Here is a 23,582-nt window from a genome sequence, read left to right as displayed (position 1 = left end):
GCGCACCGTACGACGCCCGATGGGGCCGTCCGCCATCCGTGGTGCGGACGGCCCCTTCGGCGTATTCGGGCGTGGGGCCGGGCCGGGGGCCGGTGAGCGGCGGTGACTCGGCCCCGCCGATGTGGGTGGTGCATGCACACACTTTGCCGTTTCGTTGCCAGGTAGCGGGATGACGGAGTGTGCGAGGAGAGTTGACGCAGGTGTACCTCGCGACGGCACCGGGGTGTCGCGGCGGGGCTACGAGCATGTCTGTCCGTCTTGCTCGCTGTGCTTGTCGTGCTCGCTGCGACGGCTGTGCTTGTCGTGCTTGCTGTGCTTGTTGTGCTTGTCGGGGAAACACCACGGAGGTGTGCGCCATGGCAGACGCCGCGTCGCGGCTGACCGCTCTCGCCGAGGAGTTGCTCTCGGAACCCCTGCCGGTCCGGATCCGGGCCTGGGACGGCAGCGAATCGGGGCCGCCCGGCGCCCCGGTCCTGGTGATCCGCCACCGCCGCGCCCTGCGCCGCCTCCTGTGGAAGCCGGGCGAACTGGGCCTGGCCCGCGCGTGGGTGGCCGGGGAGATCGACGTCGACGGCGATCTGTACGAGGCGCTCGGCCGGATCGCCGGACTGCTCTGGGACCGCGGCGCCGACGCCAAGGACACCGTCCACCCGGTCCGCGACCCCAAGGTCCGCGCCTTCGCCCGCGGCCTCCTCGGCCTCGCCGGCCCCTGGCCGCCGCCCGCCCCGCCCGCCGAGGAGGTGCGCCGCCGCACCGGCCCCCTGCACACCAGACGCCGCGACAAGGAGGCCATCAGCCACCACTACGACGTCGGCAACGACTTCTACGCCCTGGTCCTCGGCCCCTCCATGGTCTACTCCTGCGCCTACTGGCAGGGCGGCTCCACCCTGGAGGACGCCCAGCGCGACAAGCTCGACCTGGTCTGCCGCAAGCTCGCCCTGAAGGAGGGCGACCGGCTCCTGGACGTCGGCTGCGGCTGGGGCTCCATGGCCATCCACGCCGCCCGCCACTACGGGGCCCGGGTCACCGGCATCACCCTCTCCCGGGAACAGGCCGCCCACGCCCGCAAGCGCATCGCCGAGGAGGGCCTGACCGACCGGATCGAGATCCGCGTCCAGGACTACCGGGACGTCCACGACGGCCCGTACGACGCGATCTCCTCCATCGGCATGGCCGAACACGTCGGCTCCGTCCGCTACCGCGAGTACGCCGAGGACCTCTACGCCCTCCTGAAGCCCGGCGGCCGCCTCCTGAACCACCAGATCGCCCGCCGCCCCGAGCAGGACGAGGACGCCTACCGCATCGACGCGTTCATCGACGCCTACGTCTTCCCCGACGGCGAACTGGCCCCGGTCGGCCGCACCCTGGCCACCCTGGAGGAGGCCGGCTTCGAGGCCCGGGACGTCGAGGCGCTGCGCGAGCACTACGCGCTGACCCTGCGCCAGTGGGTGGCCAACCTGGAGCGGCACTGGAAGCAGGCCGTACGCGCCACCTCCCCGGGCCGGGCCCGGATCTGGCGGCTGTACATGGCGGCCTCGGCGCTCTCCTTCGAGCGCAACAAGATCGGCGTCAACCAGATCCTCGCGGTGCGCCCGCTGGACGGCGGCGGCTCCCGGATGCCCCTGCGCGCCCGCGAGTGGACGGAGACCGCCGAGGACAGGGACGCCTGACCCGTACGCGTGCCCGTTCCCGTTCCCGTACGGCACAGGGCGAGGGGCCGGCGCTCCGCTCCCCAGCGGTGCACCGGCCCCTCGTCGTCCCCTGCGTCCCGCTCCCGGGACCTGTCGCTACTCCGTCTTGATCGCCGTCAGCATGTTGAGCTTCGCGGCGCTGCGAGCGGGCCACAGCGAGGCGAGGACGCCCACCAGGCCGGCCAGGAGCAGGAAGACGCCGAGCCGGTCCCACGGGATGACCAGGGCGTAGCCGGGGATGTCGGCGGACAGGGTCCGGCCGATCGCCCAGCCGAGGAAGACCCCGAGGCCGACCCCGATCACCGCGCCGAAGACCGAGATGACGACGGCCTCCAGACGGATCATCCGCTTGACGCGGCCCCGGTCGAGACCGATCGCGCGAAGCATGCCGATCTCCTGCTGCCGCTCGAACACCGACATCGCGAGGGTGTTGACGACGCCGAGGACCGCGATCAGCAGGGCCATGGCGAGCAGCCCGTACATGATGTTCAGGGCGGTGTTGATGAAGCCGCCGAACATGTCACGGATGTCCTGCCGGTCCATGACGCTCATCGCCGGGTTGTCGCCGAGCGCGTTCACGATGGACTGCTCGTTGGCCTGGGAGGCGCCGCCGTCCGCCTTGATCCAGATCTCCCGGATCTCGGGGCGCGAGGCGGCGCTGTGCTGGTCCGCCAGCTCCTTCGGGATGACGAAGGGCGAAAGGAACTCGTTCTCCTTGTAGGTCGCCCCGATCGTCAGCTCGCCCTTCTTCTCGTCGTCGAACTTCACCGGCAGGGTGTCGCCGGTCTTCCAGCCGTTCGACTTCGCGGTCTTGGAGCCGACCGCGACCTGGCCGTCCTTGAGCGAGGCCAGCGAGCCGGACTCGGTCGTCAGCGAGAAGACCTTCTCCACATCGCCCGGGGTGACGCCGGAGGCCGAGTGGTACTCGCCGTCGACCTCGAACCAGGCGGCCTGCTGCGGGGAGAGCGCGGAGACGCCGTCGGCCTTGGTCAGGGCGTCGAGCGCGGACTGGTCGAGCGAGTCGCCGCTGGCCATCGTGACCATGTAGTCGGCCTTGATGTTGTCCGTGGTCATCTTGTCGATGGCCTGGCCGAGCGTGACGCCGAGCACCGAGATGCCGGTGACCAGGGTCAGCCCGATGGCGAGCGCGGAGGCGGTGGCTCCGGTACGCCGGGGGTTGCGGACCGCGTTCTGCGAGGCCAGCTTCCCGGAGACGCCGAACAGCTTCTTCAGCAGCGGCCGGACCAGCGCGATGACCGGGCGGGAGAGCAGCGGGATCAGGATGATGATGCCGATCAGCGCGAAGAACGCGCCCGCCGCGACCAGCTGCCGGCCGGACGTGCCGCCGGCCGCCGCGCCGCCCACGATGCCCGCGAAGCCGAGCAGGGTGATCACGCCGCCGATGGAGTTCCGTACGACGAGGGACTTGGTGGAGGCGGTGGCGTGCACGCTGCTCATCGCGGCCACCGGGGCGATCTTCGCGGCCCGGCGGGCGGGCAGCCAGGCGGCCAGGACGGTGATCAGGACGCCGACCGCGAAGGCGGAGACGACGGCGGTGGGCGAAACGACCAGCGGACCGGCCGGGATCTTGCCGCCCATGACGCCCATCGCGGAGCGCAGGCCGGTGGCGAGGCCGAGACCGAGGAGGAAGCCGACGACGGAGGCGAGGATGCCGACGACGGCGGCCTCCAGCAGCACCGAGCGCTTCACCTGGCGGCGGGTGGCGCCGATGGCCCGCATCAGGGCCAGCTCACGGGTCCGCTGGGCGATCAGCATGGTGAAGGTGTTGGCGATGAGGAAGATGCCGACGAACAGCGCGATGCCCGCGAAGGCCAGCAGCATGGTGTTGAGGCTGGTCAGCCCGGACTCGATGTCCTTCGCCTGCTGCTCCGCCAGCGCCTTGCCGGTCTGCGCGGTCGCCTCCTCGGGCAGCAGCGGGGTGATCTCGTCCAGCAGCTTCTGGTCGGAGACGCCGCCCGCCGTGGAGACCGTGGCGTTCTGGAAGACGCCGGGCTTCAGGTAGAGCTGCTGGGCGGTCGCGGTGTCGAACAGCACGAGGCTGCCGCCCGCGTTGACCGCCCCGTCCTCGGTGGTGAAGATCCCCGAGAGGGTGTACTCCTTCACCGGGCCGTTGGTCGCGACCCGCACCGGGTCGCCGACCTTGTACTCGCCCTTGCTCGCGGTGTCCTTGTCGAGCGCGACCGAGCCGTTCTTCGCCGGGCCCGAGCCGTCGGTGAAGACGTACTGGGTGTCCTTGCCGTCCTTGCCGGGGGCGAAGTTCGCACCGGTGTTGGACCAGCCGTTGCCGATCAGCTTGCCGTCCGGGTCGGCGACCCCGGCGAAGCCGGAGACCCGCCCGGTGGCGGAGGCCACGCCGTCCAGGTCCCGGATCTTCTCCAGGGTGGCCTCGTCGATGCCGGAGGTCTTCTCGTCGCGCCCGTCGGCGTGCGTCTCCACGGAGACGGCGACGTTGTCGTAGCTCTTGGCGGACTGCTTGCTGAAGGCGTTGCCGAGGGTGTCGGTGAAGACCAGGGTGCCGGAGACGAACGCTACGCCGAGCATGACGGCGAGCACGGTCATCAGCAGCCTGGCCTTGTGCGCGAGCACATTGCGCAGGGCGGTACGGAACATGTCTGTGTCCTGGGATGGGTTCCGGAAGGGGAGGGCGGGGGCGCGCGGGTACGGAGGCCGGGGTGCGGCGGCCGTACGCGTCAGCCGTGCGGCGGGCGGTCGGGACGACCGGCCGCGGGCGTCAGCTGGTGCGGCCCTTCGCGTCGAACGCCTTCATCCGGTCGAGGACCCCGTCGGCGGTCGGGTGCATCATCTGGTCGACGACCGCGCCGTCCGCGAGGAAGATGACCCGGTCCGCGTAGGAGGCGGCCACCGGGTCGTGCGTGACCATCACCACGGTCTGGCCCAGCTCGCGCACCGAGTTGCGCAGGAAGCCCAGCACCTCGGCGCCGGAGCGGGAGTCCAGGTTTCCGGTCGGCTCGTCACCGAAGATGATCTCGGGCTGCGAGGCCAGGGCGCGGGCCACGGCGACGCGCTGCTGCTGACCGCCGGAGAGCTCCGTCGGGCGGTGCTTCAGCCGCTCCGAGAGCCCCACCATGTCGATCACCTTCTGGAGCCACGCGGCGTCCGGCTTACGGCCCGCGATGTCCATCGGCAGGGTGATGTTCTCCAGCGCGGTGAGCGTGGGCAGCAGGTTGAACGCCTGGAAGATGAAGCCGATCTTGTCCCGGCGCAACTGCGTGAGCTGCTTGTCCTTCAGGGTGGACAGCTCGGTCTCGCCGATGCGCACCGAGCCGCTGCTGAAGCTGTCGAGCCCGGCGACGCAGTGCATCAGCGTCGACTTGCCGGAGCCCGAGGGGCCCATGATCGCGGTGAACTCGCCCTGCGGGAAGTCCACGGTCACCCGGTCCAGGGCGACGACCTGCGTCTCGCCCTCGCCGTAGACCTTCGACAGCTCCGTGGCGCGGGCAGCCACCGCGGTGGCGCGGTGAACGGTGGGGGTGGTGGTCACTGGGACGCTCCTGGTTCGGGTGATGCGGATGCATGGGCCGTGCCGGTACGGGCGTTGACGCCATGCCTCGGGGACTTACTCCATCCTTACGTCCCGATCCCGCCGGGTCGTCCCTCCCGATGCCCGTTCCCGGGGCCCTCTTGAGTCGCATCGAGGGCGTGGATCCGTCCTCCTCGGGTATGACACCGACCCTGACCGGAGTCGTGGCCACCCCTTCGCGGTCACCCAGCGTGAGCGACTGGGGGCGTGGGCGGGGGGCGGTCGGGACGGCGGCCGGGCCGTCCCCGGGCGGTGCCGGACCCGAGGTCGGAGTGGCGCCGGAGCCGAGGGTGGCGGACGCCCTGGCGAGGCCTGGCGCGGACCTGGCGCGTTGGGCCGGACGAGTGCGGCGACTTTCCGTCATTCCCGCGCGGTGCGCCCACCTGCCATGATCGGCCGTGGGCGTGTGGTCAGCCCGGCCGGATGTGCTGACGGTCCCTCAAGCGGTCAATAAAATAAGACAACATCGCGCCACTGTTCCGCTGATCGAGGGACGTCCCCGGATAGGGTCGGTAGCCAGACGCGGAGCCGCGCGGCACGCCCGGATGGTGGAACGTAGACACGGCGAGCTTAAACCTCGCTGCCCCTCGGGGGCGTGCCGGTTCGAGTCCGGCTCCGGGCACCACGCGCCGCACCGTGCGTGACCTGGCGTAACGGTCCGCATCCAGGTCCTCGCGCTTCGCCGCGGGAACACCGTGGGAACACACGGGCTGCCGGAAAGATCCTCCCCTGGCACTAGGGTGATTCTTTTGCCTACCCATTACTCTTGTGGCAAGGCCACGCAGTGTGGCCATGGAGGAGTGAAATGAGGAGCAGCAACCCGGTCTTCTCGCGACGGGGCTTCAGCCGCGACAACGGCCACGCGGGCTTCAACGCGGCGCCGCAGGCCGGGGCCACCGCGACGGGCAACCCGTACGCGCAGGGCACCGCCGCCAACCCGTACGCCACCAACCCGTACGCGCAGACGGACCTGCACGGTGCCCCGCAGGCGCCCGCCCGTTCCGACGTGATGACCATCGACGGCGTCGTGACGCGTACGGCGATGACGCTCGGCACCGTGATCGTGGCCGCAGCGGCCGCGTGGTGGGCCATGCCGGTCGACCAGGCGAACCTGGGCGCCGCCTACGGCGTGGCCATCGGCGCCGCGCTCATCGGCCTGGTGCTGTCGCTGGTCAACTCGTTCAAGCGCCGGCCCTCGCCCGCGCTGATCCTGACCTACGCGGCGTTCGAGGGTGTCTTCCTCGGCATCGTCAGCAACATCGTCGGCACGTACATCGCCCCCGGCGCCGCGATGCAGGCGGTGCTCGGCACCATGGCGGTCTTCGCCGGTGTGCTGATCGCCTACCGCACCGGCCTCATCCGGGTCACGCGCCGCTTCTACGGCTTCGTGATGGCGGCCCTCATCGGCTTCACGCTGCTGATGATGGTCAACCTCCTGTTCGCCGTGTTCGGCGGCGGTGACGGCCTCGGCTTCCGCAGCGGCGCGCTCGGCGTCGTCTTCGGCATCGTGGCCATCGTCATCGGCGCGGCCATCCTCGCCCTGAACTTCAAGCAGGTCGAGGACGGCATCGCGTACGGCGCTCCCCGCGAGGAGGAGTGGCTGGCCGCGTTCGGTCTCACCGTGACCCTGGTGTGGATCTACTTCGAGATGCTGCGCCTGGTCGCGATCCTCAGCGGCGACGACTGACCGATCGCACGCGTAGTAGGCGACTGACCGATCCCACACGCAGTACGGGACGGCCCGCAGGCACCGCGCCTGCGGGCCGTTCCGCGTTCCGCCCTCCGGTGCGACCGTGCGCGAGGGGCGCGTAGGGTCGGCCGGGTGCTCGATACGACGCCCCTGATCCTTGCCGTGGACCGTTTCGCCGACCGGCTGCGCTCGGCCCCGCAGAGCCGCCTCCAGCGCGGTGCGGCCGCCGGGGCGCTGGCCGCCGCCCGGGAGCTCGCCGTACGGGCGCAGCGCCTGGAGAACCCGGACGCCGAGCCGCGTGAGCTCCCCGACGCCGGGATGTTCGCCGTGGGCGACCAGCTCGCCGTCGCCGGGCGGGACCTGGCCGTGGCACTGGAAACGGCCCCGTCCCAGGAGCTGGACGAGGCCGTGCGGTATGTCGACGAAGCGGTGGCGCGGGCTTTCGCGTGAGTGGCGCGGGTGCGCGTACGAGCGGCCCGCGCCCGTCGGTCAGAACGAGGCGATGACGCGGTCGGCGAGGATGTAGACGTTGTCCTCGCCGCAGGAGAAGGTCAGCGCGTAGGCGCCCGAGACGCCGGAGCCGCCCAGCAGCACCGCCTGCCGGCCCGCCCGCAGGGCGCCGGCGAGCCGCTCGGCGGTCTCGCGGTGGCCGGGGGTCATGCAGAGCGTGGTGCCGTCGGCGAAGACGTACACATCGAGCGTGCCCAGCGGGCCGGGCCGGACGTCGGTCAGCTCGGTCGCGGTGTCGGCCAGCTCCTCCAGCCGGTTCACGGTGCGCTCGTGGTCGGTGACCACGGGGGTCTGTACGGGGACGAAGTCCGGGTGCGAGGGGTGGCGGCGGCGGGCGGCGGCCAGCTCGGGGGAGTCCTCGGGGAACTCCGCGATCTCCGGAAGGTCGGCCGCGATCTCCGCCGGAAGGTCGGTCAGCTCGCCGATCTCGTGCTCCGCGAGGGTCCGCTCGCTCAGCTCCGCGAGCTCCTCCATCGCCTCGGCCGCCTCCAGGTCCATCGACTCCAGACCGGCGAAGTCGGCCTGCCGGGGCAGGTAGTACGGGGCGTCGTCGCCCAGGCCGGCCAGACCGCCCAGCAGGGACGGGGCGTCGGCGGCGTCGCGGGCCTCCTGGGCCGCCCAGAACGCGCGCGCCTCGGCCAGCTCGCGCTCCCGCTCCTCGGCGAGCGCGTCGGCGACGGCCGCGCGTATCTCCTCGGCTGGGGTGGCCGTACTGCGGCTCTGTGGTGGCACCGAGGCGCTGAGGGCGTGGCCGGCGGCCAGCTCCGTGCGCAGCGCCACGACCTGCTTGCGCAGCCCGTGAGCGGCGTGCAGTGCGGCGGCGCCGACAGCCGTGGCAGCGGCGGTGGTCAGCAACAGGGCAAATGACATGGCGCTCACTGACATACTCCCGGTTTCTATCGATACCCCCGACTTCCTACATCAGCTTGGCCTGTACCGGTACGTGCTGTCAGTGCATTACGTCACGAAATGGACAGGTCTTTCGGTCCGATGTTTAGCCCCATATCGGCGGTGACCTGCGAAAACGACTCTCCCCCGGGACGCAGATCACATCCTGGGGGAGATTCGGTCACGGTCGGGGCTCGACGGGGTTCGAGACCCCCGCCGCGCGGGACGCGAGCGGGCTCAGCTCAGGCGCTCGATCACCATCGCCATGCCCTGGCCGCCGCCCACGCACATGGTCTCCAGGCCGAACTGCTTGTCGTGGAACTGGAGGCTGTTGATCAGCGTGCCGGTGATGCGGGCGCCGGTCATGCCGAAGGGGTGGCCGACCGCGATCGCGCCGCCGTTGACGTTGACCTTGTCGAGCGGCAGGCCGAGGTCCCGGTAGGAGGGGATGACCTGGGCGGCGAACGCCTCGTTGATCTCGGCGAGGTCGATGTCGTCGATGGTCAGGCCGGCCCGCTTCAGCGCCTGCTTGCTGGCCTCGACCGGGCCGTAGCCCATGATCTCGGGGGAGAGGCCACAGACGCCGGTGGAGACGATCCGGGCCAGCGGGGTCAGGCCCAGCTCGCGCGCCTTGGTGTCGGACATGATCACCAGGGCGGCCGCGCCGTCGTTGAGCGGGCAGCAGTTGCCCGCGGTGACCAGGCCGTCGGGGCGGAACACCGGCTTCAGGCCCTGCACGCCCTCCAGCGTGACGCCCGCGCGCGGGCCGTCGTCCTTGGAGACGACCGTGCCGTCGGGGGTGGTGACCGGGGTGATCTCCCGCTCCCAGAAGCCGTTCTTCAGGGCCTGCTCGGCGAGGTTCTGCGACCGTACGCCGAACTCGTCCATGTCCTGGCGGGTGACGCCCTTGGTCCGGGCCAGGTTCTCCGCCGTCTGCCCCATCGAGATGTACGCGTCCGGGACGAGGCCGTCCTCGCGCGGGTCGTGCCAGCTCGCGCCGGACACCTCGGCGCGGGCCGCGGTGCGGGCCTCCGCCTCGGCGAACAGCGGGTTGTGCGTGTCCGGCAGGCTGTCGGAGTTGCCCTTGGCGAAGCGGGACACCATCTCGACACCGGCCGAGATGAAGACGTCGCCCTCGCCCGCCTTGATCGCGTGCAGTGCCATCCGGCTGGTCTGCAGCGAGGAGGAGCAGTAGCGGGTGACCGTACAGCCGGGAAGGTGGTCCATCCCCATCTGTACGGCGATGATGCGGCCCAGGTTGTTGCCCTGCTCGCCGCCGGGCAGACCGCAGCCCAGCATCAGGTCGTCGATGTCCTTGGGGTCCAGCTCGGGAACCTTGGCCAGCGCGGTCTGGATGATCGTGGCGGTCAGGTCGTCCGCCCGCAGGTCCTTCAAAGACCCCTTGAAGGCGCGGCCGATCGGCGAACGGGCGGCAGAGACGATCACGGCTTCGGGCATCACGCGGCTCCAAGGGGCTGGAAGGCTGTGTGGACGGCAGAACTCCTCTGGAAGTTACCCGGACGTATCGCCGGGGTCACCCGGCAGGCCGTGTGATGCGGGACTCTTTTCTAAGCGCTTGCTCAGCGCGGCCTCCTGCCGGGCGCCACCCGTTACGCGTGCCCGTGGGCCGCGTCCGGGTGGGCGTGCGGGGTGGGTTCCGTGGAGGCGGGCAGACGCCGCCGCCTGCGGTGCTTGAGGAGGGCCCAGGGAGCCCGCGCGCCCGTGACCTCCGTACCGGCCTCCCGGGCCGCCTGGGACGCGGCCTTCGCCACCGGGAGGATGTCCTCGCGGCGCGCGCCGTCCAGCCGGTCGGTCTCCGGCCACAGGCCCAGCACCGCGCACAGCGTGGGCAGCACCGCCATGGCCGCCGTGGCATAGCCCTCGGCCGAGGGGTGGTAGTTGTCCGGGCCGAACAGCTCGCGCGGGTTCGCCGCGAACTCGGGGCCCAGCAGGTCGCCCAGCGACACCGTGCGCCCGCCCTGCTCGACCACGCCGATGGTCTGCGCGGCCGCCAGCTGCCGGCTCACCCGCCGGGCCAGCCAGCGCAGCGGCTGGTAGACCGGCTCGATGGTGCCGAGGTCCGGGCAGGTCCCGACGACCACCTCCGCCCCCGCCGTCCGCAGCCTGCGCACCGCCGTCGTCAGACAGCGCACCGACTGGGTCGCGGGCATCCGGTGGGTGACGTCGTTCGCCCCGATCATGATCACGCAGACGTCCGGGATCCGCGCCGGATCCGCGAGCAGCAGCGACACCTGCCGCTCCAGATCGTCCGACCGGGCCCCGGGCAGGGCCACGTTCCGCAGGTCCACCGGCCGCTCGGCCACCGCCGCGAGCCCCGAGGCCAGCAGCGCCCCCGGGGTCTGCCCGGCCCGCCGCACCCCCTGCCCGGCGGCCGTGGAGTCCCCGAGCATCCCGAGCCGCATCGCGTCGTTCGGCCCGGCGAACGCCACTCCGTACCGCCCGTCCGCGCTCGGCGGAACCGGAGCCGTACCCCCGCCGACCTGCCTCTTCGCGAGCTGGACCTCCGCCAGGAACACGCCCACGGCCGCCGCACCGATCAACCCGATGCTGCCACCGCCATAGGCCGCGCCCGCCGCGATCCGCCGTGCCACCCTTGCTCTCGACACAGTCCGGTCCACCTCCTTCTCGCCGTACAGCCGTACACGTACCTACTTGCCCCGCTCGGGGCTCGGTGTACTCCTTCCCGTACGCACAGTGCGTCCCGTACGCATACTCTGGGCCGGACCATCTCGGAGATCCCGGAGTACACGGTGCAATTCCACGATTCGATGATCAGTCTTGTCGGCAACACCCCGCTGGTGAGGCTGCGCAACGTCACGGCAGGTATCCAGGCGACCGTCCTGGCCAAGGTCGAGTACTTCAACCCCGGCGGGTCGGTGAAGGACCGCATCGCGCTGCGCATGATCGAGGCGGCCGAGCAGAGCGGGGAGCTGAAGCCCGGCGGCACGATCGTCGAGCCGACCAGCGGCAACACCGGCGTCGGGCTCGCCATCGTCGCCCAGCAGAAGGGCTACAAGTGCATCTTCGTCTGCCCGGACAAGGTGTCCACGGACAAGATCAACGTGCTGCGCGCGTACGGCGCCGAGGTCGTCGTCTGCCCCACGGCCGTCGACCCTGAGCACCCGGACTCGTACTACAACGTCTCCGACCGGCTGGTCACCGAGACGCCGGGCGCCTGGAAGCCCGACCAGTACTCCAACCCCAACAACCCGCGCTCGCACTACGAGACCACCGGTCCCGAACTGTGGGAGCAGACGGAGGGGAAGATCACCCACTTCGTCGCGGGCGTCGGCACCGGCGGCACCATCAGCGGCACCGGGCGCTACCTCAAGGAGATCAGCGACGGCGCGGTCCAGGTCATCGGCGCGGACCCGGAGGGCTCGGTCTACTCCGGCGGCTCCGGGCGGCCGTATCTGGTCGAGGGCGTCGGCGAGGACTTCTGGCCGAGCGCCTACGACCGCAACGTGACGGACGAGATCGTCGCGGTGTCCGACAAGGACTCCTTCCAGATGACCCGCCGCCTTGCCAAGGAGGAGGGGCTGCTCGTCGGCGGCTCCTGCGGCATGGCGGTCGTCGGGGCCCTGGAGGTCGCGGGGCGGCTCGGCCCCGAGGACGTCGTCGTGGTGCTGCTCCCCGACAGCGGGCGCGGCTACCTGAGCAAGATCTTCAACGACGAGTGGATGGCCGACTACGGCTTCCTGGAGGACACCGGCACCTCCGCCCGGGTCGGCGCGGTCCTGGACTTCAAGGAGGGCCCGATGCCCTCCCTCGTCCACATGCACCCGGAGGAGACGGTCGGCGAGGCCATCGACGTGCTGCGCGAGTACGGCGTCTCCCAGATGCCGATCGTGAAGCCGGGCGCCGGCCACCCGGACGTGATGGCCGCCGAGGTCATCGGCTCCGTGGTGGAACGGCAGCTGCTGGACGCGCTGTTCACCCAGCGCGCCTCGCTGACCGACCCGCTGGAGAAGCACATGTCGGCCCCGCTCCCGCAGGTCGGCTCCGGCGAACCGGTCGAGGACCTGATGGCCGTGCTCAGCGGCACGGACGGGGCCGACGCGGCGATCGTGCTCGTCGAGGGCAAGCCGAAGGGCGTCGTGAGCCGGCAGGACGTGCTGGCGTTCCTTGCCAAGGACGCGGGCACGGCGAAGGCCTGACGGGGCGTTCCCGGGCGTTCCCGCTGCCCGGCCGGGACCGGGCTCGGGGCCTCGGGAAGCCGGGCGCGGGGCCTTGCGAGAGTCCGGCGCGGGTCTCCCGAGGCCTGTCGCCGGGCTTCGCGAAAACGGTACGAGCGCGTCACGTCCGCGCAGCACCCGCTTAACACGGCTCCGGCACATTGGTGGGTGTCGGCAGGGAAACCCGTCGGCACCCAGAACGGCGACACCGGACTACGGAGCGGCTCCCGGACCTCCACCGTCGCCCGGACGCGGGCATCCGGCCCTGACCCGGACCGCGTCCCTCGCGGGGACCGCCGTCGTCCCGCCCCCCGGGCAACCGGGGGTGCGGCGGTCCCCGCGACATAACCTTCGGGCTCGGCCCTTCTCCGCCACTGCGTGCGCCGGGCTCAGTCCTTCCAGTCGGACGACGTCCGTTCGTCCCGGCGGCGGAACAGCCCCCCACCCCGCGCCGCCTGGAACGCGTTGACGCCGACGATGCCGAGCCAGGCCACCACCAGCCCCTCGATCCCGGCGTTCACGACGCCGATCGCGGACAGCGGGACGGCCAGGATCAACGAGACGATCCCCAGCGCGTGCCGCTCCCCGAAGGTCTCCGGCTGCGCCGGACGCGCGCCTCGGGCGCTGGTCATCTGCTGCTCGGCGAGCTGACGGCGGACCCGGCGGTCGAGCGTGGTGTCGAGGCGCTGCTCGACCTTCTCCAGGAACGACTCGATGAGCACGGACTCGTACTCCGCGCCCAGCTCGCCGCGGGCCTGGAGGGTGGCGGCGAGCTCCTTCTTGAGCTCGTGGTCACGGGCTTCCATACGGATGACGCTACGGATTCCAGGCCCCCGTGACAGTAGGGTTAGCCCCCGAATTCCGTGGGGCTAACCCCCCTTACAGGGCTCCTGCATATGGACATACAGCGACCTTCCTGGCTGAATAGAATGGTCGGCGCCGGTCGGGCACGACGGATCCAGCAAGGGGACACCATGAGCGGGAGCAGCCCCGCCGCACGGTTGCAGCGGCTCTTCGAGGGCCACCGGCTCACGCCCACCCAGCGGCGCATCGCGCACTGCATGGTCCGCCGGGCGGCCGACGCGCCGTTCCTCTCCAGCGTCGAGCTGGCCGAACTGGCCGGGGTCAGCCAGCCCTCCGTCACCCGCTTCGCCGTCGCCCTCGGCTTCGACGGCTATCCGGCGCTGCGCCGGCATCTGCGCGAGGTCGCGCCCGCCGACCCGGAGCAGGAGGACGCGGGGGAGCGGTACAACGAATACCAGCAGGCCGTCCGCGCCGAGATCGAGAACCTCCAGCACCTCTCCGACGTGCTCGCCGACCCCGCCCCCGTCGAGCGGGCCGGGCGGCTGCTCGCCGGCTCCCGGCCGCTGCCGGTGCTCGGGCTGCGCGCCGCCTCCTCGCAGGCGCGCGGCTTCGGCTACTTCGCCGCCAAGGTGCACCCCGACGTACGGGTGCTCGACGAGGGCGGCAGCATGCTGCCCGACCGGATCGACTCCGCCCGCCGGGCCGGCGCCACCGCCCTGATGTGCTTCGCGCTGCCGCGCCACCCCAAGGAGAGCGTGGACGCGCTCGCGTACGCCCAGGACCAGGGGCTGACCGTCGTGACGGTCGCCGACTCCGCCTTCGCCCCCGTCGCCAAGCACAGCGATCTGCTGCTCCCGGCGGCGATCGGCTCCGGGCTCTCCTTCGACACCGTCTGCGCGCCGATGCTGCTCGGCCGGGTGCTACTGGAGGCGATGTGCGACGGACTCCCCGACGCCCAGGCGCGGTTGGAGGAGTTCGACGTACGGGCGGCGGCGCGCGGCCTGTTCGTGGAGTGACAGCCCCCGGGCCCCGCGCCGCCCCGGACGCGTCAGACCTCCAGCTCCGCCTCGATCTTCTTGAGCTGGTGGCGGGCCATCGCCAGGTTCGCCCGGCTCGCGTCCAGCACCAGGTAGAGGAACAGGCCGTTGCCGCCACGGGTCTTGAGCAGCCGGATCAGGTGGTACTGGGTGCCGAGGGTGATGAGGATGTCCTCGATCTCCTCCTTGAGCCCCAGGTGCTCCATGGTGCGGAGCTTGGCGCGGATCACGTCGGTGTTGCCCGCGGCGGCGACCTCCAGGTTGAAGTCCTTCCCGCCGCCGAGCGTGCCCAGGGCCATCCCGCTCGTGTAGTCGACGAGGGCGACACCCGTGGTGCCCTCGATCGAGCTCATCGCTTCCTTCAGTGCCGCTTCGGTGTTCGCCATGGGGGCTCGTTTCCTTTCCCTGGCCGGTCGCGGTGACCGGGTCCGTTTCGGTGCCGGCCGCTGGGCCGGTTTCTGTGCGGGCTGGTGCTCGGGCTTCTGCGTGATGGCTGAGTCCCGGTGGTTGTGGCGGTACGGGTGGGGGGATCGGGCGGCCGCTGCGCGGGAGGCGTGTTACGTGGGGCGTTGCGGCAGGGCGCGGTCGGGGGCGGTGGCGGGGCGCGGAGGCACGGCGCGGGGGGTGTGCGTGGCGGGGCGCTCGACCCGTTCCAGGGCGGCGTCGACGAGTTCGCCGATGCGGGCGCCCGCGCGGCGGCCCTCCAGATGGAGCCGGCCGACGTTGATGCGGTCCTCGGCGAGTAGGGTCAGGACGGCGGAGGAGCCCGCGGCGTAGGTGGCGATGTAGCCGTTGCCGCCGCGGACCAGCAGTTCGCGGAAGCCGCCCCGGCCGGTGGCGTCGGTCATCCGGATGGAGACGCCGAGGGCGGCGGCGGTGAGGGCGGCGACGCCCTCCGCCTCGACGCCCGGGGTGTCGTGGGCCAGGACCAGACCGTCGGTGGAGGCGGCCAGCGCCCCGGAGAGCATCGGAACCCGGGCGCGTAACCGCTGGAGCTCGTCGAGGACATCACGCACTTCGGCCTCGGGCACCATCAGCTGTCTCCTCCCGGCACGCTGTCTGAGCGCGCGTATCACAGGGCCTCCAATGCGTCTCGGAGCCGGCGCAACAGGGCGATATCGGGGTCGGCCGTCACCTCGGGAAGCGTGATCCGGCCGGGGTCGGCGACGGCCGGCAGGGGCTGGGCGCGGACCGCCTCGACCAGTCCGGCCGCCGCGAGACGCCGCAGGTCGACCAGGATGTGGAACGCCGAACGGCCCAGCTCCTGCGCGATGTCCGAGGCTGTCCGGACCCCGTCGGCCAGCTCCAGGAGCCGGCGCTGCCGGGCCGGGACCGGGGCGTCGGCCCGGTGCGCCGCCGTCCGCAGGAGCGGGGCGCTGTCACAGGCGGGGTCGGGCCAGATCCGGTCCAGGAACTCCCGTCTGCGCAGCGTCTCGCGCTCCACCGCGGCCACCGGGACGGGCCGCACCGGACCGATCCAGTGCGCCACCCCGTAACGGAAGCGGGCGGGCGTCCCGGTCGGGGCGAGCGCGAAGAACGCGGCGTCGTACAGCGCGCCCAGATGGCACAACTCCAGTGCGCCGCCCGGCACATGACCGCTGTCCACGAGATAGCGGCCGACCCGGCGGCCCGCCCCGGCCTGGGCCACGGCGTCCCACCACCCCTCGTGCCGCAGGGTTCCGCCGGTGGTGAGCAGGACGTCGATGCCGGGGGTGGCGGGGCTCTCGGCGTGCACCACCTGGCCGTCGGCGAGGTAGAGCGTGCCGCGGTCGCGCATCAGGGCGCCGGTGGCCCGTTCCGCGGCCAGGCGCTGGAGCATCGGGGAGAGGACCGGGAGCCGGTCGGTCTCCGGGGCGTCGGGGTCGGCGGCTATCGCGCTCATGCCAGCACCAGCCGCTCGGCCAGTTCGCCGAGCCGCATCCGGGCGAGCGCGAGGTTGCCCGCGGAGCGGTCGAGCCACAGATGGAGGAAGACGCTGCTGTCGAATGCCGTCTCCACGAATCGGAGCATGTGGTATCCGTCATGGGTGGTGACGATGACGTCCTCCACGGGGGTGCTCGGTGACTCCGCGGACCGTTCGTCTGCCGCGCCGAGGCGGGCGAAGGCGGGCTGTTCGGCGGTCATGCGGGCGACCTCCGCCGTCTCGGCGGCGGTCGCCTCGTGGTCGCCGTTGGGGGAGTCCCCGATGGTGCCGAGGGCGAGACCGCTCGTCCAGTCGACCACCGAGGCGCCCCGGGCACCGGGCAGCCTCATGACTTCGAGCAGGCACTCGTCGATTCCGGGCACGCGGTTTTCCCCTCCCGACGTGGTGTACGGCTGTGACGCAGAGGCTACGCAACGTGCTCACGGCAGGTGGAGGTTCTGGCATTTTCCTTTGGTACATGCCCTCCGGGGTGTAAAGGAGCGGCTGAAATGTGGTGGCCGGGAGGCGAGGTGACGTCCGGTCAAGCCGCGTCGGCGCCGGACTTCTCGCGGGCCGTCATCACCACCTTGTTGAGCGCCCACAGCCCGATCCCGATCAGCAGCAGGATCCCGGCCCGTACGTACACGTCGGAGCCCCGGTCGGCGAGCGGGCTCGCCAGGATCAGCGAGGTGAGCGCGCCGAGCACCGGAAGCACCGTGGGCGTACGGAAGTGGCGGTGGTCCACCCGGTCCTTGCGCAGCACCAGTACGGCGACGTTGACCACGGCGAAGACGCAGAGCAGCAGGAACGAGGTGGTGTCGCCGAGCCCCTCGATCTCGCCGGTGGAGACCAGGCCGATCGCCAGGGCGGAGACGAAGACGATCCCGACCCAGGGGGTGCGCCGGCCGGCCAGCACCTTGCCCATCATGGGCGGCAGGATGCGCTCGTTGGCCATGCCGTAGCAGAGCCGCGAGGCCATCATGATGTTGATCAGCGCCGAGTTGGTGACGGCGAACAGGGCGATCAGCGCGAAGAGTTTCGGCGGGAAATCGACGCCCCCGGCCTTCACCACCTCCAGCAGCGGGCCGCTGGATCCCGACAGGGTGCGCGAGTCGACCAGGAGCGAGGAGACCAGGGCGACCAGGACGTAGATGGTGCCGGTGACGCCCACGCCGATGAAGATGGCGCGGGGGAAGGAGCGGGCGGGGTTCTTGGTCTCCTCGGCCATGTTGACCGAGTCCTCGAAGCCGACGAAGGCGAAGAAGCCGAGTGCGGTGGCGCCGAGGACGCCGGTGAGCAGGGCGTATCCGGTGCCGCCGGTCTCGATCTGGGTCAGCCGGGAGGGTTCGCCCTCGCCGCTGAACACGGCGTACGCGCCGATCGCGAGGATCACCGCGAGCCCGCTGACCTCGACCAGGGTCAGGACGACGTTCGCCCTGACCGACTCGGCGACCCCGCGCAGGTTGATCGCGGCCAGGGCGAGGACGAACAGGATCGCGATCAGCGTCGGCGGCACCGCGTCGGTGAACTCGCCCAGGTAGTCGCCGCTGAACGCCCGCGCCGCCGCGCTCGCGGAGGAGAGGCCCGAGCACATGACCATGAAGGCGACGACGAAGGTCAGGAAGGGGACCTTGAACGCCTTCTGGGTGTAGAGCGCGGCCCCGGCCGCTTTCGGGTACTTGCCGACCAGCTCCACGTACGAGGCCGCCGTCAGCAGCGCGACGGCGAAGCCGATCGCGAACGGCAGCCAGAGCGCGCCGCCGACCTTGCCCGCCACGTCTCCGGTGGTGGCGTAGATGCCGGTGCCGAGGATGTCGCCGATGACGAAGAGGATCAGCAGCTTGGGGCCCAGCGCGCGCTTGAGCGGCGGCTCCGCACCGGGTTTCGCCCGGTCCCCGTGGCCTCCGCGGCCCTCCGGTTCCGCCGGTGCGGGTGTGTCGGGAGTGCTCATCGGTGCCTCCGGTCCGGCCTCGGGATCGGCCTCCTGCTCGGTAGGGAGAACGTGTTCCCGATCGCGACGCGAACCGCACCTGTTGACTACGACTATTCAGAGCAGCAGGATGTGAATAGATTTTCACCATCGCGAGGAGGCACCGCCATGTCAGGACCCCGCCCCGTACGCGCGCCGCGCGGCAGCGCCCTCAGCACCCTGGGATGGCAGCAGGAAGCCGCCCTGCGCATGCTCCAGAACAACCTGGACCCCGAGGTCGCCGAGCACCCCGACAAGCTCGTCGTCTACGGCGGCACCGGCAAGGCGGCCCGCGACTGGCGCTCGTTCGACGCGATGGTCCGCACCCTGCAGACGCTCAAGCAGGACGAGACGATGCTCGTCCAGTCCGGGCGGCCGGTCGGCGTCATGCAGACCCACGAGTGGGCGCCGCGCGTGCTCATCGCCAACTCCAACCTGGTCGGCGACTGGGCCAACTGGGAGGAGTTCCGCCGCCTGGAGCAGTTGGGGCTCACCATGTACGGCCAGATGACCGCAGGGTCCTGGATCTACATCGGCACCCAGGGCATCCTCCAGGGCACCTACGAGACCTTCGCCGCCGTCGCCGCGAAGAGGTTCGGCGGCACCCTCGCCGGGACGATCACGCTGACCGCGGGTCTCGGCGGCATGGGCGGCGCCCAGCCGCTCGCCGTCACCATGAACGACGGCGTCGCCATCTGCATCGACGTCGACCCGCGCGCCATCGAGCGCCGTATCGAGCACCGCTACCTCGACGTGAAGGCCGACAACCTGGAGCACGCCCTCCAGCTCGCCGTCGAGGCCCGCGACGCCCGCCGCCCGCTCTCCATCGGCCTCCTCGGCAACGCGGCCGAGCTGCTGCCCCGGATGCTCGCCGAGAGCGCGCCGATCGACATCGTCACCGACCAGACCAGCGCCCACGACCCGCTGGCCTACCTGCCGCTCGGCGTCGACTTCGACGACATGGCCGACCTCGCCGCCGAGAAGCCGGCCGACTTCACCCAGCGCGCCCGCGAGTCCATGGCCCGCCACGTCGAGGCCATGGTCGGCTTCATGGACGCCGGCGCCGAGGTCTTCGACTACGGCAACTCCATCCGCGGCGAGGCCCAGCTCGCCGGGTACGACCGGGCCTTCGACTTCCCCGGCTTCGTCCCCGCCTACATCCGCCCCCTCTTCTGCGAGGGCAAGGGCCCCTTCCGCTGGGCGGCGCTCTCCGGCGAGGCGTCCGACATCCACAAGACCGACAAGGCGCTGCTGGAACTGTTCCCGCAGAGCGAGTCGCTGCACCGCTGGATCAAGATGGCCGGCGAACGCGTCCACTTCCAGGGACTGCCCGCCCGCATCTGCTGGCTCGGCTACGGCGAGCGCGACAAGGCCGGCGAGCGCTTCAACGACATGGTCGCGAGCGGCGAACTGGCCGCCCCGCTGGCCATCGGCCGCGACCACCTCGACTGCGGCTCGGTCGCCTCCCCGTACCGCGAGACCGAGGCCATGCTCGACGGCTCCGACGCCATCGCCGACTGGCCACTGCTCAATGCCATGGTCAACGTCGCCTCCGGCGCCTCCTGGGTCTCCCTCCACCACGGCGGCGGCGTCGGCATGGGCCGCTCCATCCACGCCGGCCAGGTCTCCGTCGCGGACGGCACGAAGCTGGCGGGCGAGAAGATCCGCCGCGTGCTGACGAACGACCCCGGCATGGGCGTCATCCGCCACGTCGACGCGGGCTACGACATCGCGGAGTCGGTCGCCGAGGACAAGGGCGTACGCGTACCCATGACGGAGGGCAACTGATGCCAACGGGCACCTCGGGGCAGGGCCCGGCCGGTATGTCCGGGCCCACCCCTCCCGCTCCGGGACGGCAGCCGTGGCGTGCCGGTGACTCCTTCCTCTCGATGTGGCGGGAGCTGGCTCCCATCGGGCGCCACCCCGGCAGCGGCGGCTACCGGCGCTACGCCTGGTCGGCGGCCGACCTCGACTGCCGGGCCTGGTTCCGCGCACAGGCCGAGGCGCGCGGGCTCACCTACGAGAGGGACCGCAACGGCAACCAGTGGGCCTGGCTCGGCGACCCCCTGGCCCAGGGCGCCGTCGTCACCGGCTCCCATCTGGACTCCGTCCCGGACGGCGGCGCCTTCGACGGCCCGCTCGGCGTGGTCTCCTCCTTCGCCGCGCTCGACGAACTCCGCCGCAGGGGAGCGGAGTTCACCCGGCCGCTGGCCATCGCCAACTTCGGTGACGAGGAGGGCGCCCGCTTCGGGCTGGCCTGCGTCGGATCCCGGCTCGCCGCCGGACAGCTCACCGTCGCCGACGCCCACCGCCTCCGGGACGCGGACGGCACCACCCTGCCCGCCGCCATGGAGCACGCCGGATACGACCCCGGGACCATCGGCCCCGACCCGGAACGGCTCGCCCGGATCGGCGCGTTCGTCGAACTCCACGTCGAGCAGGGCCGCGCCCTCGACCTGACCGGCGACCCCGTCGGCATCGCCTCCGCCATCTGGCCGCACGGCCGCTGGCGGTTCGACTTCCGGGGCGAGGCCAACCACGCGGGCACCACCCGGCTCGTCGACCGCCGCGACCCGATGCTCACGTACGCCGAGACCGTGCTCGCCGCCCGCCGCGAGGCCGAACTCACCGGCGCGCTCGCCACCTTCGGCAAGATCGCGGTCGAGCCCAACGGGGTCAACGCCATCCCCTCCCTCGTCCGCGGCTGGCTCGACTCCCGCGCCGCCGACCAGGCCACCCTGGACGCCGTCGTCACCGGCGTCGAGCGCGCCGCCCGGGAGTACGCCGAGCGGGCCGGGATCGACCTCGACGTCGTCCGCGAATCGTTCACGCCCGTCGTCGAGTTCGAGCACGCCCTGCGTGACGAACTGGCCAAGATCCTCGAAGGCGCCGGCGACACGGGGCGGCCCGTGCCCGTCCTCGGCACCGGCGCGGGCCACGATGCGGGTATTTTGTCCGCCTCGGCGCCCACCGCCATGCTCTTCGTACGGAACCCCACCGGCATCTCGCACTCACCCGCCGAGCACGCCGCCGAGGACGACTGCACGGCCGGGGTCGAGGCACTCGCCGACGTACTGGAAGGTCTCGCGTGCAGCTGACACAACGGACGGCGGGCGCGCCCGTCACCGCGACCTACTGGATGGACCACGCCTGGCTCGGCACGCACGTCGAGCCGGGCGTCACTCTGGACGTCGCGGACGGCCGCATCGCCGGGATCAGGACCGGGGTCGAGGCACCGCCGCCCGGCGCGACCGCGCTGCGCGGCCTGACCCTCCCCGGCCTCGCCAACACCCACTCCCACGCCTTCCACCGGGCCCTGCGTTCCACCGTCCAGGTCGGCTCGGGCACCTTCTGGACCTGGCGCGAGCTGATGTACCGCACGGCGTCCCGGCTCACCCCGGACACCTACTTCGACCTGGCCCGCGCCACGTACGCCGAAATGGCCCTGGCCGGCATCACCTCCGTCGGCGAATTCCACTATCTGCACCACACGCCCGGCGGCACCCCCTACGCCAACCCGAACGCCATGGGCGAGGCGCTCATCGCGGCCGCCGCCGAGGCCGGGATCCGGATCACCCTGCTGGACACCGCCTATCTCGCCGCCGGATTCGGCGAGCGGCCCAACCAGCACCAGCTGCGCTTCTCCGACACCACCGCCGAGGCCTGGGCGGAGCGCGCCTCCCTCCTCAAGGGCGACGACCACACGCTGATCGGCGCGGCGATCCACTCCGTCCGGGCGGTCCCGGCGGACCAGCTGGCCACCGTGGCGCGGTGGGCCGAGGAGCGGGAAGCCCCGCTCCACGTCCACCTCTCCGAGCAGACGGCGGAGAACGACGCCTGCCTGGCCGCCCACGGCCGCACCCCCACCCGGCTGCTGGCCGACCACGGGGTCCTCGGCCCGCGCACCACCGGCATCCACAACACGCACCTGACGGAGGAGGACATCGCCCTGCTCGGCTCCTCCGCCACCGGCACCTGCATGTGCCCCACCACCGAACGCGACCTGGCCGACGGCATCGGCCCCGCCACCGCCCTCCAGAAAGCGGGCTCGCCGCTCTCGCTGGGCAGCGACAGCCACGCCGTGATCGACCTCTTCGAGGAGGCACGGGCGATGGAGCTCAACGAGCGGCTGCGCACCCACATCCGGGGTCACTGGACGGCCGCAGCCCTGCTGCGGGCCGCCTCCGCCGACGGGCACGCGGCACTGGGCCGCCCCGACGCGGGCGTGCTGGAGCCGGGCGCCCCCGCCGATCTGACCACCGTGGCGCTGGACTCCGTCAGGACGGCAGGGCCGGTGCCCCGACTGGCCGCGGAGACCGCCGTATTCGCCGCCTCCGCCGCTGATGTGCGGCACACGGTCGTGGCAGGACGGCACATCGTGCGGGACGGCCGTCACACGCGGATCGAGGACGTGCCCCGGGCGCTCGCGACAGCCATCGCCGCCCTGCACGGCTGACCCCGGACCCGCCCGAACCCCCGGAACGCGCGGGCCCCCCGGACCCATCGGCACCCCCGGAACGCGCAGGCCCCCCGGACCCGCCCGAACCCCCGGAACGCCCCAGCACCCCGGATCCCCCGGAACGCAAGGAGAACACTCTCCAGATGACGACCACCGCCGTCACCCACATCGCCAGCCTGGTCACCAACGACCCCTCCCTCGGCAACGAGACCCCCCTGGGCCTGATCCAGGACGCGGCCGTCGTCATCGAGGGCGACCGCATCGTCTGGACCGGTGAATCAAGCAAAGCACCCGCCACTGACAACGTCCTCGACGCGGCCGGCCGGGCCGTGATCCCGGGCTTCGTCGACTCCCACTCCCACCTGGTCTTCGCGGGCGACCGCACCCAGGAGTTCAACGCCCGCATGTCCGGGCAGCCCTACCGCGCGGGCGGCATCCGCACCACCGTCGCCGCCACCCGGGCCGCCTCCGACGAGGAGCTGTCCGCCAACGTCGCCCGCTACCTCGCCGAGGCCCTGCGCCAGGGCACCACCACCTTCGAGACCAAGTCCGGCTACGGCCTCACCGTCGAGGACGAGGCCCGCGCCCTGCGCATCGCGAGCCGCCACACCGACGAGGTGACCTACCTGGGCGCCCACATCGTGTCCCCCGACTACGCCGACGACCCCGCCGGGTACGTCGACCTGGTCACCGGCCCGATGCTGGAGGCCTGCGCCCCGCACGCCCGCTGGATCGACGTGTTCTGCGAGCAGGGCGCCTTCGACGGGGACCAGGCCCGCGCCATCCTCACGGCGGGTCGCGCCAAGGGGCTGCACCCCCGTATCCACGCCAACCAGCTGAGTTACGGCCCCGGCGTCCAGCTCGCCGTCGAGC

General features: G+C 71.9%; 19 protein-coding genes, 1 tRNA gene and 1 pseudogene. 10 read left to right on the top strand and 11 right to left on the bottom strand.

All coding sequences use genetic code 11. The annotated features are described in order from the left end of the window. Nucleotides 1-356: 356 nt before the first annotated feature. Nucleotides 357-1,670: a class I SAM-dependent methyltransferase gene (locus ACFWM7_RS18935; protein WP_383262151.1), complete on the top strand. Its 1,314-nt coding sequence runs from the start codon at nt 357-359 to the stop codon at nt 1,668-1,670. A 117-nt stretch (nt 1,671-1,787) separates the two neighbouring features. Here the strand turns inward: ACFWM7_RS18935 and ACFWM7_RS18930 are convergent, their stop codons facing one another. Both ACFWM7_RS18930 and ACFWM7_RS18925 read right to left on the bottom strand, forming a co-directional pair. Then, on the bottom strand, nt 1,788-4,322 hold the full coding sequence (locus tag ACFWM7_RS18930; protein ID WP_383262149.1) for an ABC transporter permease: 2,535 nt from the start codon (nt 4,320-4,322) through the stop codon (nt 1,788-1,790). 121 nt (nt 4,323-4,443) lie between these two features. Beyond that, nucleotides 4,444-5,214, bottom strand: a complete 771-nt coding sequence (locus tag ACFWM7_RS18925; protein WP_215107609.1) for an ABC transporter ATP-binding protein — start codon at nt 5,212-5,214, stop codon at nt 4,444-4,446. Nucleotides 5,215-5,792: 578 nt separating this feature from the next. On the opposite strand from ACFWM7_RS18925, the gene ACFWM7_RS18920 reads away from it, so the two are divergent. The 3 genes from ACFWM7_RS18920 to ACFWM7_RS18910 all read left to right on the top strand — a co-directional run bounded on the left by ACFWM7_RS18920 (nt 5,793) and on the right by ACFWM7_RS18910 (nt 7,393). Then, nucleotides 5,793-5,878: transfer RNA gene (locus ACFWM7_RS18920), tRNA-Leu, on the top strand. A 180-nt stretch (nt 5,879-6,058) separates the two neighbouring features. Then, nucleotides 6,059-6,940, top strand: coding sequence for a Bax inhibitor-1/YccA family protein (locus tag ACFWM7_RS18915; protein WP_383262146.1), 882 nt, complete (start codon nt 6,059-6,061; stop codon nt 6,938-6,940). A gap of 135 nt (nt 6,941-7,075) precedes the next feature. Next, nucleotides 7,076-7,393 carry a hypothetical protein gene (locus ACFWM7_RS18910; RefSeq protein ID WP_383262144.1) on the top strand — a complete coding sequence of 106 codons (318 nt, stop codon included), beginning with the start codon at nt 7,076-7,078 and terminating at the stop codon, nt 7,391-7,393. 39 nt (nt 7,394-7,432) lie between these two features. Here ACFWM7_RS18910 and ACFWM7_RS18905 read toward each other — a convergent pair whose 3' ends face one another. The 3 genes from ACFWM7_RS18905 to ACFWM7_RS18895 form a co-directional block, all read right to left on the bottom strand. Further along, the gene (locus ACFWM7_RS18905) at nt 7,433-8,323 is read right to left on the bottom strand and encodes a hypothetical protein (protein WP_383262143.1); all 891 of its coding nucleotides are present in this window, start codon (nt 8,321-8,323) and stop codon (nt 7,433-7,435) included. Between the two features lie 255 nt (nt 8,324-8,578). Next, the gene (locus tag ACFWM7_RS18900; RefSeq protein WP_383262142.1) at nt 8,579-9,799 is read right to left on the bottom strand and encodes an acetyl-CoA C-acetyltransferase; all 1,221 of its coding nucleotides are present in this window, start codon (nt 9,797-9,799) and stop codon (nt 8,579-8,581) included. A gap of 152 nt (nt 9,800-9,951) precedes the next feature. Further along, nucleotides 9,952-10,953, bottom strand: coding sequence for an SGNH/GDSL hydrolase family protein (locus ACFWM7_RS18895; protein ID WP_383262154.1), 1,002 nt, complete (start codon nt 10,951-10,953; stop codon nt 9,952-9,954). A 159-nt stretch (nt 10,954-11,112) separates the two neighbouring features. Between ACFWM7_RS18895 and ACFWM7_RS18890 the strand changes: the two genes are divergently transcribed. Beyond that, nucleotides 11,113-12,519 carry a cystathionine beta-synthase gene (locus ACFWM7_RS18890; protein ID WP_383262140.1) on the top strand — a complete coding sequence of 469 codons (1,407 nt, stop codon included), beginning with the start codon at nt 11,113-11,115 and terminating at the stop codon, nt 12,517-12,519. 407 nt (nt 12,520-12,926) lie between these two features. Here ACFWM7_RS18890 and ACFWM7_RS18885 read toward each other — a convergent pair whose 3' ends face one another. Then, the gene (locus ACFWM7_RS18885; protein ID WP_383262138.1) at nt 12,927-13,343 is read right to left on the bottom strand and encodes a hypothetical protein; all 417 of its coding nucleotides are present in this window, start codon (nt 13,341-13,343) and stop codon (nt 12,927-12,929) included. Between the two features lie 168 nt (nt 13,344-13,511). Between ACFWM7_RS18885 and ACFWM7_RS18880 the strand changes: the two genes are divergently transcribed. After that, the gene (locus ACFWM7_RS18880; protein WP_205083931.1) at nt 13,512-14,357 is read left to right on the top strand and encodes a MurR/RpiR family transcriptional regulator; all 846 of its coding nucleotides are present in this window, start codon (nt 13,512-13,514) and stop codon (nt 14,355-14,357) included. Between the two features lie 32 nt (nt 14,358-14,389). Here ACFWM7_RS18880 and ACFWM7_RS18875 read toward each other — a convergent pair whose 3' ends face one another. From ACFWM7_RS18875 to ACFWM7_RS18855, 5 genes are all read right to left on the bottom strand, one after another. Next, nucleotides 14,390-14,764, bottom strand: coding sequence for a hypothetical protein (locus tag ACFWM7_RS18875; RefSeq protein ID WP_383262135.1), 375 nt, complete (start codon nt 14,762-14,764; stop codon nt 14,390-14,392). 171 nt (nt 14,765-14,935) lie between these two features. After that, complete coding sequence (locus ACFWM7_RS18870; protein ID WP_383262134.1) at nt 14,936-15,412, bottom strand: roadblock/LC7 domain-containing protein; 477 nt, start codon at nt 15,410-15,412, stop codon at nt 14,936-14,938. A 38-nt stretch (nt 15,413-15,450) separates the two neighbouring features. Next, nucleotides 15,451-16,260 (bottom strand): winged helix-turn-helix domain-containing protein, encoded by an 810-nt coding sequence (locus ACFWM7_RS18865; protein ID WP_383262132.1) that lies wholly within the window; start codon nt 16,258-16,260, stop codon nt 15,451-15,453. Next, nucleotides 16,257-16,664, bottom strand: coding sequence for a hypothetical protein (locus ACFWM7_RS18860; protein ID WP_383262131.1), 408 nt, complete (start codon nt 16,662-16,664; stop codon nt 16,257-16,259). The genes ACFWM7_RS18865 and ACFWM7_RS18860 overlap by 4 nt, the downstream gene beginning before the upstream one ends. A gap of 158 nt (nt 16,665-16,822) precedes the next feature. Continuing rightward, a complete protein-coding gene (locus tag ACFWM7_RS18855) occupies nt 16,823-18,232 on the bottom strand; it encodes an APC family permease (protein ID WP_383262129.1) in 1,410 nt (469 codons plus the stop codon). A 147-nt stretch (nt 18,233-18,379) separates the two neighbouring features. On the opposite strand from ACFWM7_RS18855, the gene hutU reads away from it, so the two are divergent. The 4 genes and pseudogenes from hutU to ACFWM7_RS18835 form a co-directional block, all read left to right on the top strand. Next, a complete protein-coding gene (gene hutU, locus ACFWM7_RS18850; protein WP_383262126.1) occupies nt 18,380-20,038 on the top strand; it encodes a urocanate hydratase in 1,659 nt (552 codons plus the stop codon). After that, entirely contained in the window at nt 20,038-21,348 is a 1,311-nt protein-coding gene (locus ACFWM7_RS18845) for an allantoate amidohydrolase (RefSeq protein ID WP_383262125.1), read from the top strand. The genes hutU and ACFWM7_RS18845 overlap by 1 nt, the downstream gene beginning before the upstream one ends. Next, the gene (locus ACFWM7_RS18840; RefSeq protein ID WP_383262123.1) at nt 21,339-22,706 is read left to right on the top strand and encodes a formimidoylglutamate deiminase; all 1,368 of its coding nucleotides are present in this window, start codon (nt 21,339-21,341) and stop codon (nt 22,704-22,706) included. The genes ACFWM7_RS18845 and ACFWM7_RS18840 overlap by 10 nt, the downstream gene beginning before the upstream one ends. A gap of 146 nt (nt 22,707-22,852) precedes the next feature. Further along, a pseudogene (locus ACFWM7_RS18835) lies at nt 22,853-23,582 on the top strand (imidazolonepropionase); the annotation flags it as partial.

The sequence above is a fragment of the Streptomyces sp. NPDC058375 genome (genome assembly GCF_042723425.1).
Lineage (GTDB): Bacteria > Actinomycetota > Actinomycetes > Streptomycetales > Streptomycetaceae > Streptomyces > Streptomyces durocortorensis.
This window is presented reverse-complemented; position numbering and strand designations above follow the sequence as displayed.

Excerpts from the sequence above, each read along its gene's own strand:
- ACFWM7_RS18935 (WP_383262151.1), top strand. The coding sequence starts at position 357 with ATGGCAGACGCCGCGTCGCGGCTGACCGCTCTCGCCGAGGAGTTGCTC.
- ACFWM7_RS18930 (WP_383262149.1), bottom strand. The coding sequence starts at position 4,322 with ATGTTCCGTACCGCCCTGCGCAATGTGCTCGCGCACAAGGCCAGGCTG.
- ACFWM7_RS18915 (WP_383262146.1), top strand. The coding sequence starts at position 6,059 with ATGAGGAGCAGCAACCCGGTCTTCTCGCGACGGGGCTTCAGCCGCGAC.
- ACFWM7_RS18905 (WP_383262143.1), bottom strand. The coding sequence starts at position 8,323 with ATGTCATTTGCCCTGTTGCTGACCACCGCCGCTGCCACGGCTGTCGGC.
- ACFWM7_RS18900 (WP_383262142.1), bottom strand. The coding sequence starts at position 9,799 with ATGCCCGAAGCCGTGATCGTCTCTGCCGCCCGTTCGCCGATCGGCCGC.
- ACFWM7_RS18885 (WP_383262138.1), bottom strand. The coding sequence starts at position 13,343 with ATGGAAGCCCGTGACCACGAGCTCAAGAAGGAGCTCGCCGCCACCCTC.
- ACFWM7_RS18880 (WP_205083931.1), top strand. The coding sequence starts at position 13,512 with ATGAGCGGGAGCAGCCCCGCCGCACGGTTGCAGCGGCTCTTCGAGGGC.
- ACFWM7_RS18875 (WP_383262135.1), bottom strand. The coding sequence starts at position 14,764 with ATGGCGAACACCGAAGCGGCACTGAAGGAAGCGATGAGCTCGATCGAG.
- ACFWM7_RS18870 (WP_383262134.1), bottom strand. The coding sequence starts at position 15,412 with ATGGTGCCCGAGGCCGAAGTGCGTGATGTCCTCGACGAGCTCCAGCGG.
- ACFWM7_RS18865 (WP_383262132.1), bottom strand. The coding sequence starts at position 16,260 with ATGAGCGCGATAGCCGCCGACCCCGACGCCCCGGAGACCGACCGGCTC.
- ACFWM7_RS18855 (WP_383262129.1), bottom strand. The coding sequence starts at position 18,232 with ATGAGCACTCCCGACACACCCGCACCGGCGGAACCGGAGGGCCGCGGA.
- hutU (WP_383262126.1), top strand. The coding sequence starts at position 18,380 with ATGTCAGGACCCCGCCCCGTACGCGCGCCGCGCGGCAGCGCCCTCAGC.
- ACFWM7_RS18845 (WP_383262125.1), top strand. The coding sequence starts at position 20,038 with ATGCCAACGGGCACCTCGGGGCAGGGCCCGGCCGGTATGTCCGGGCCC.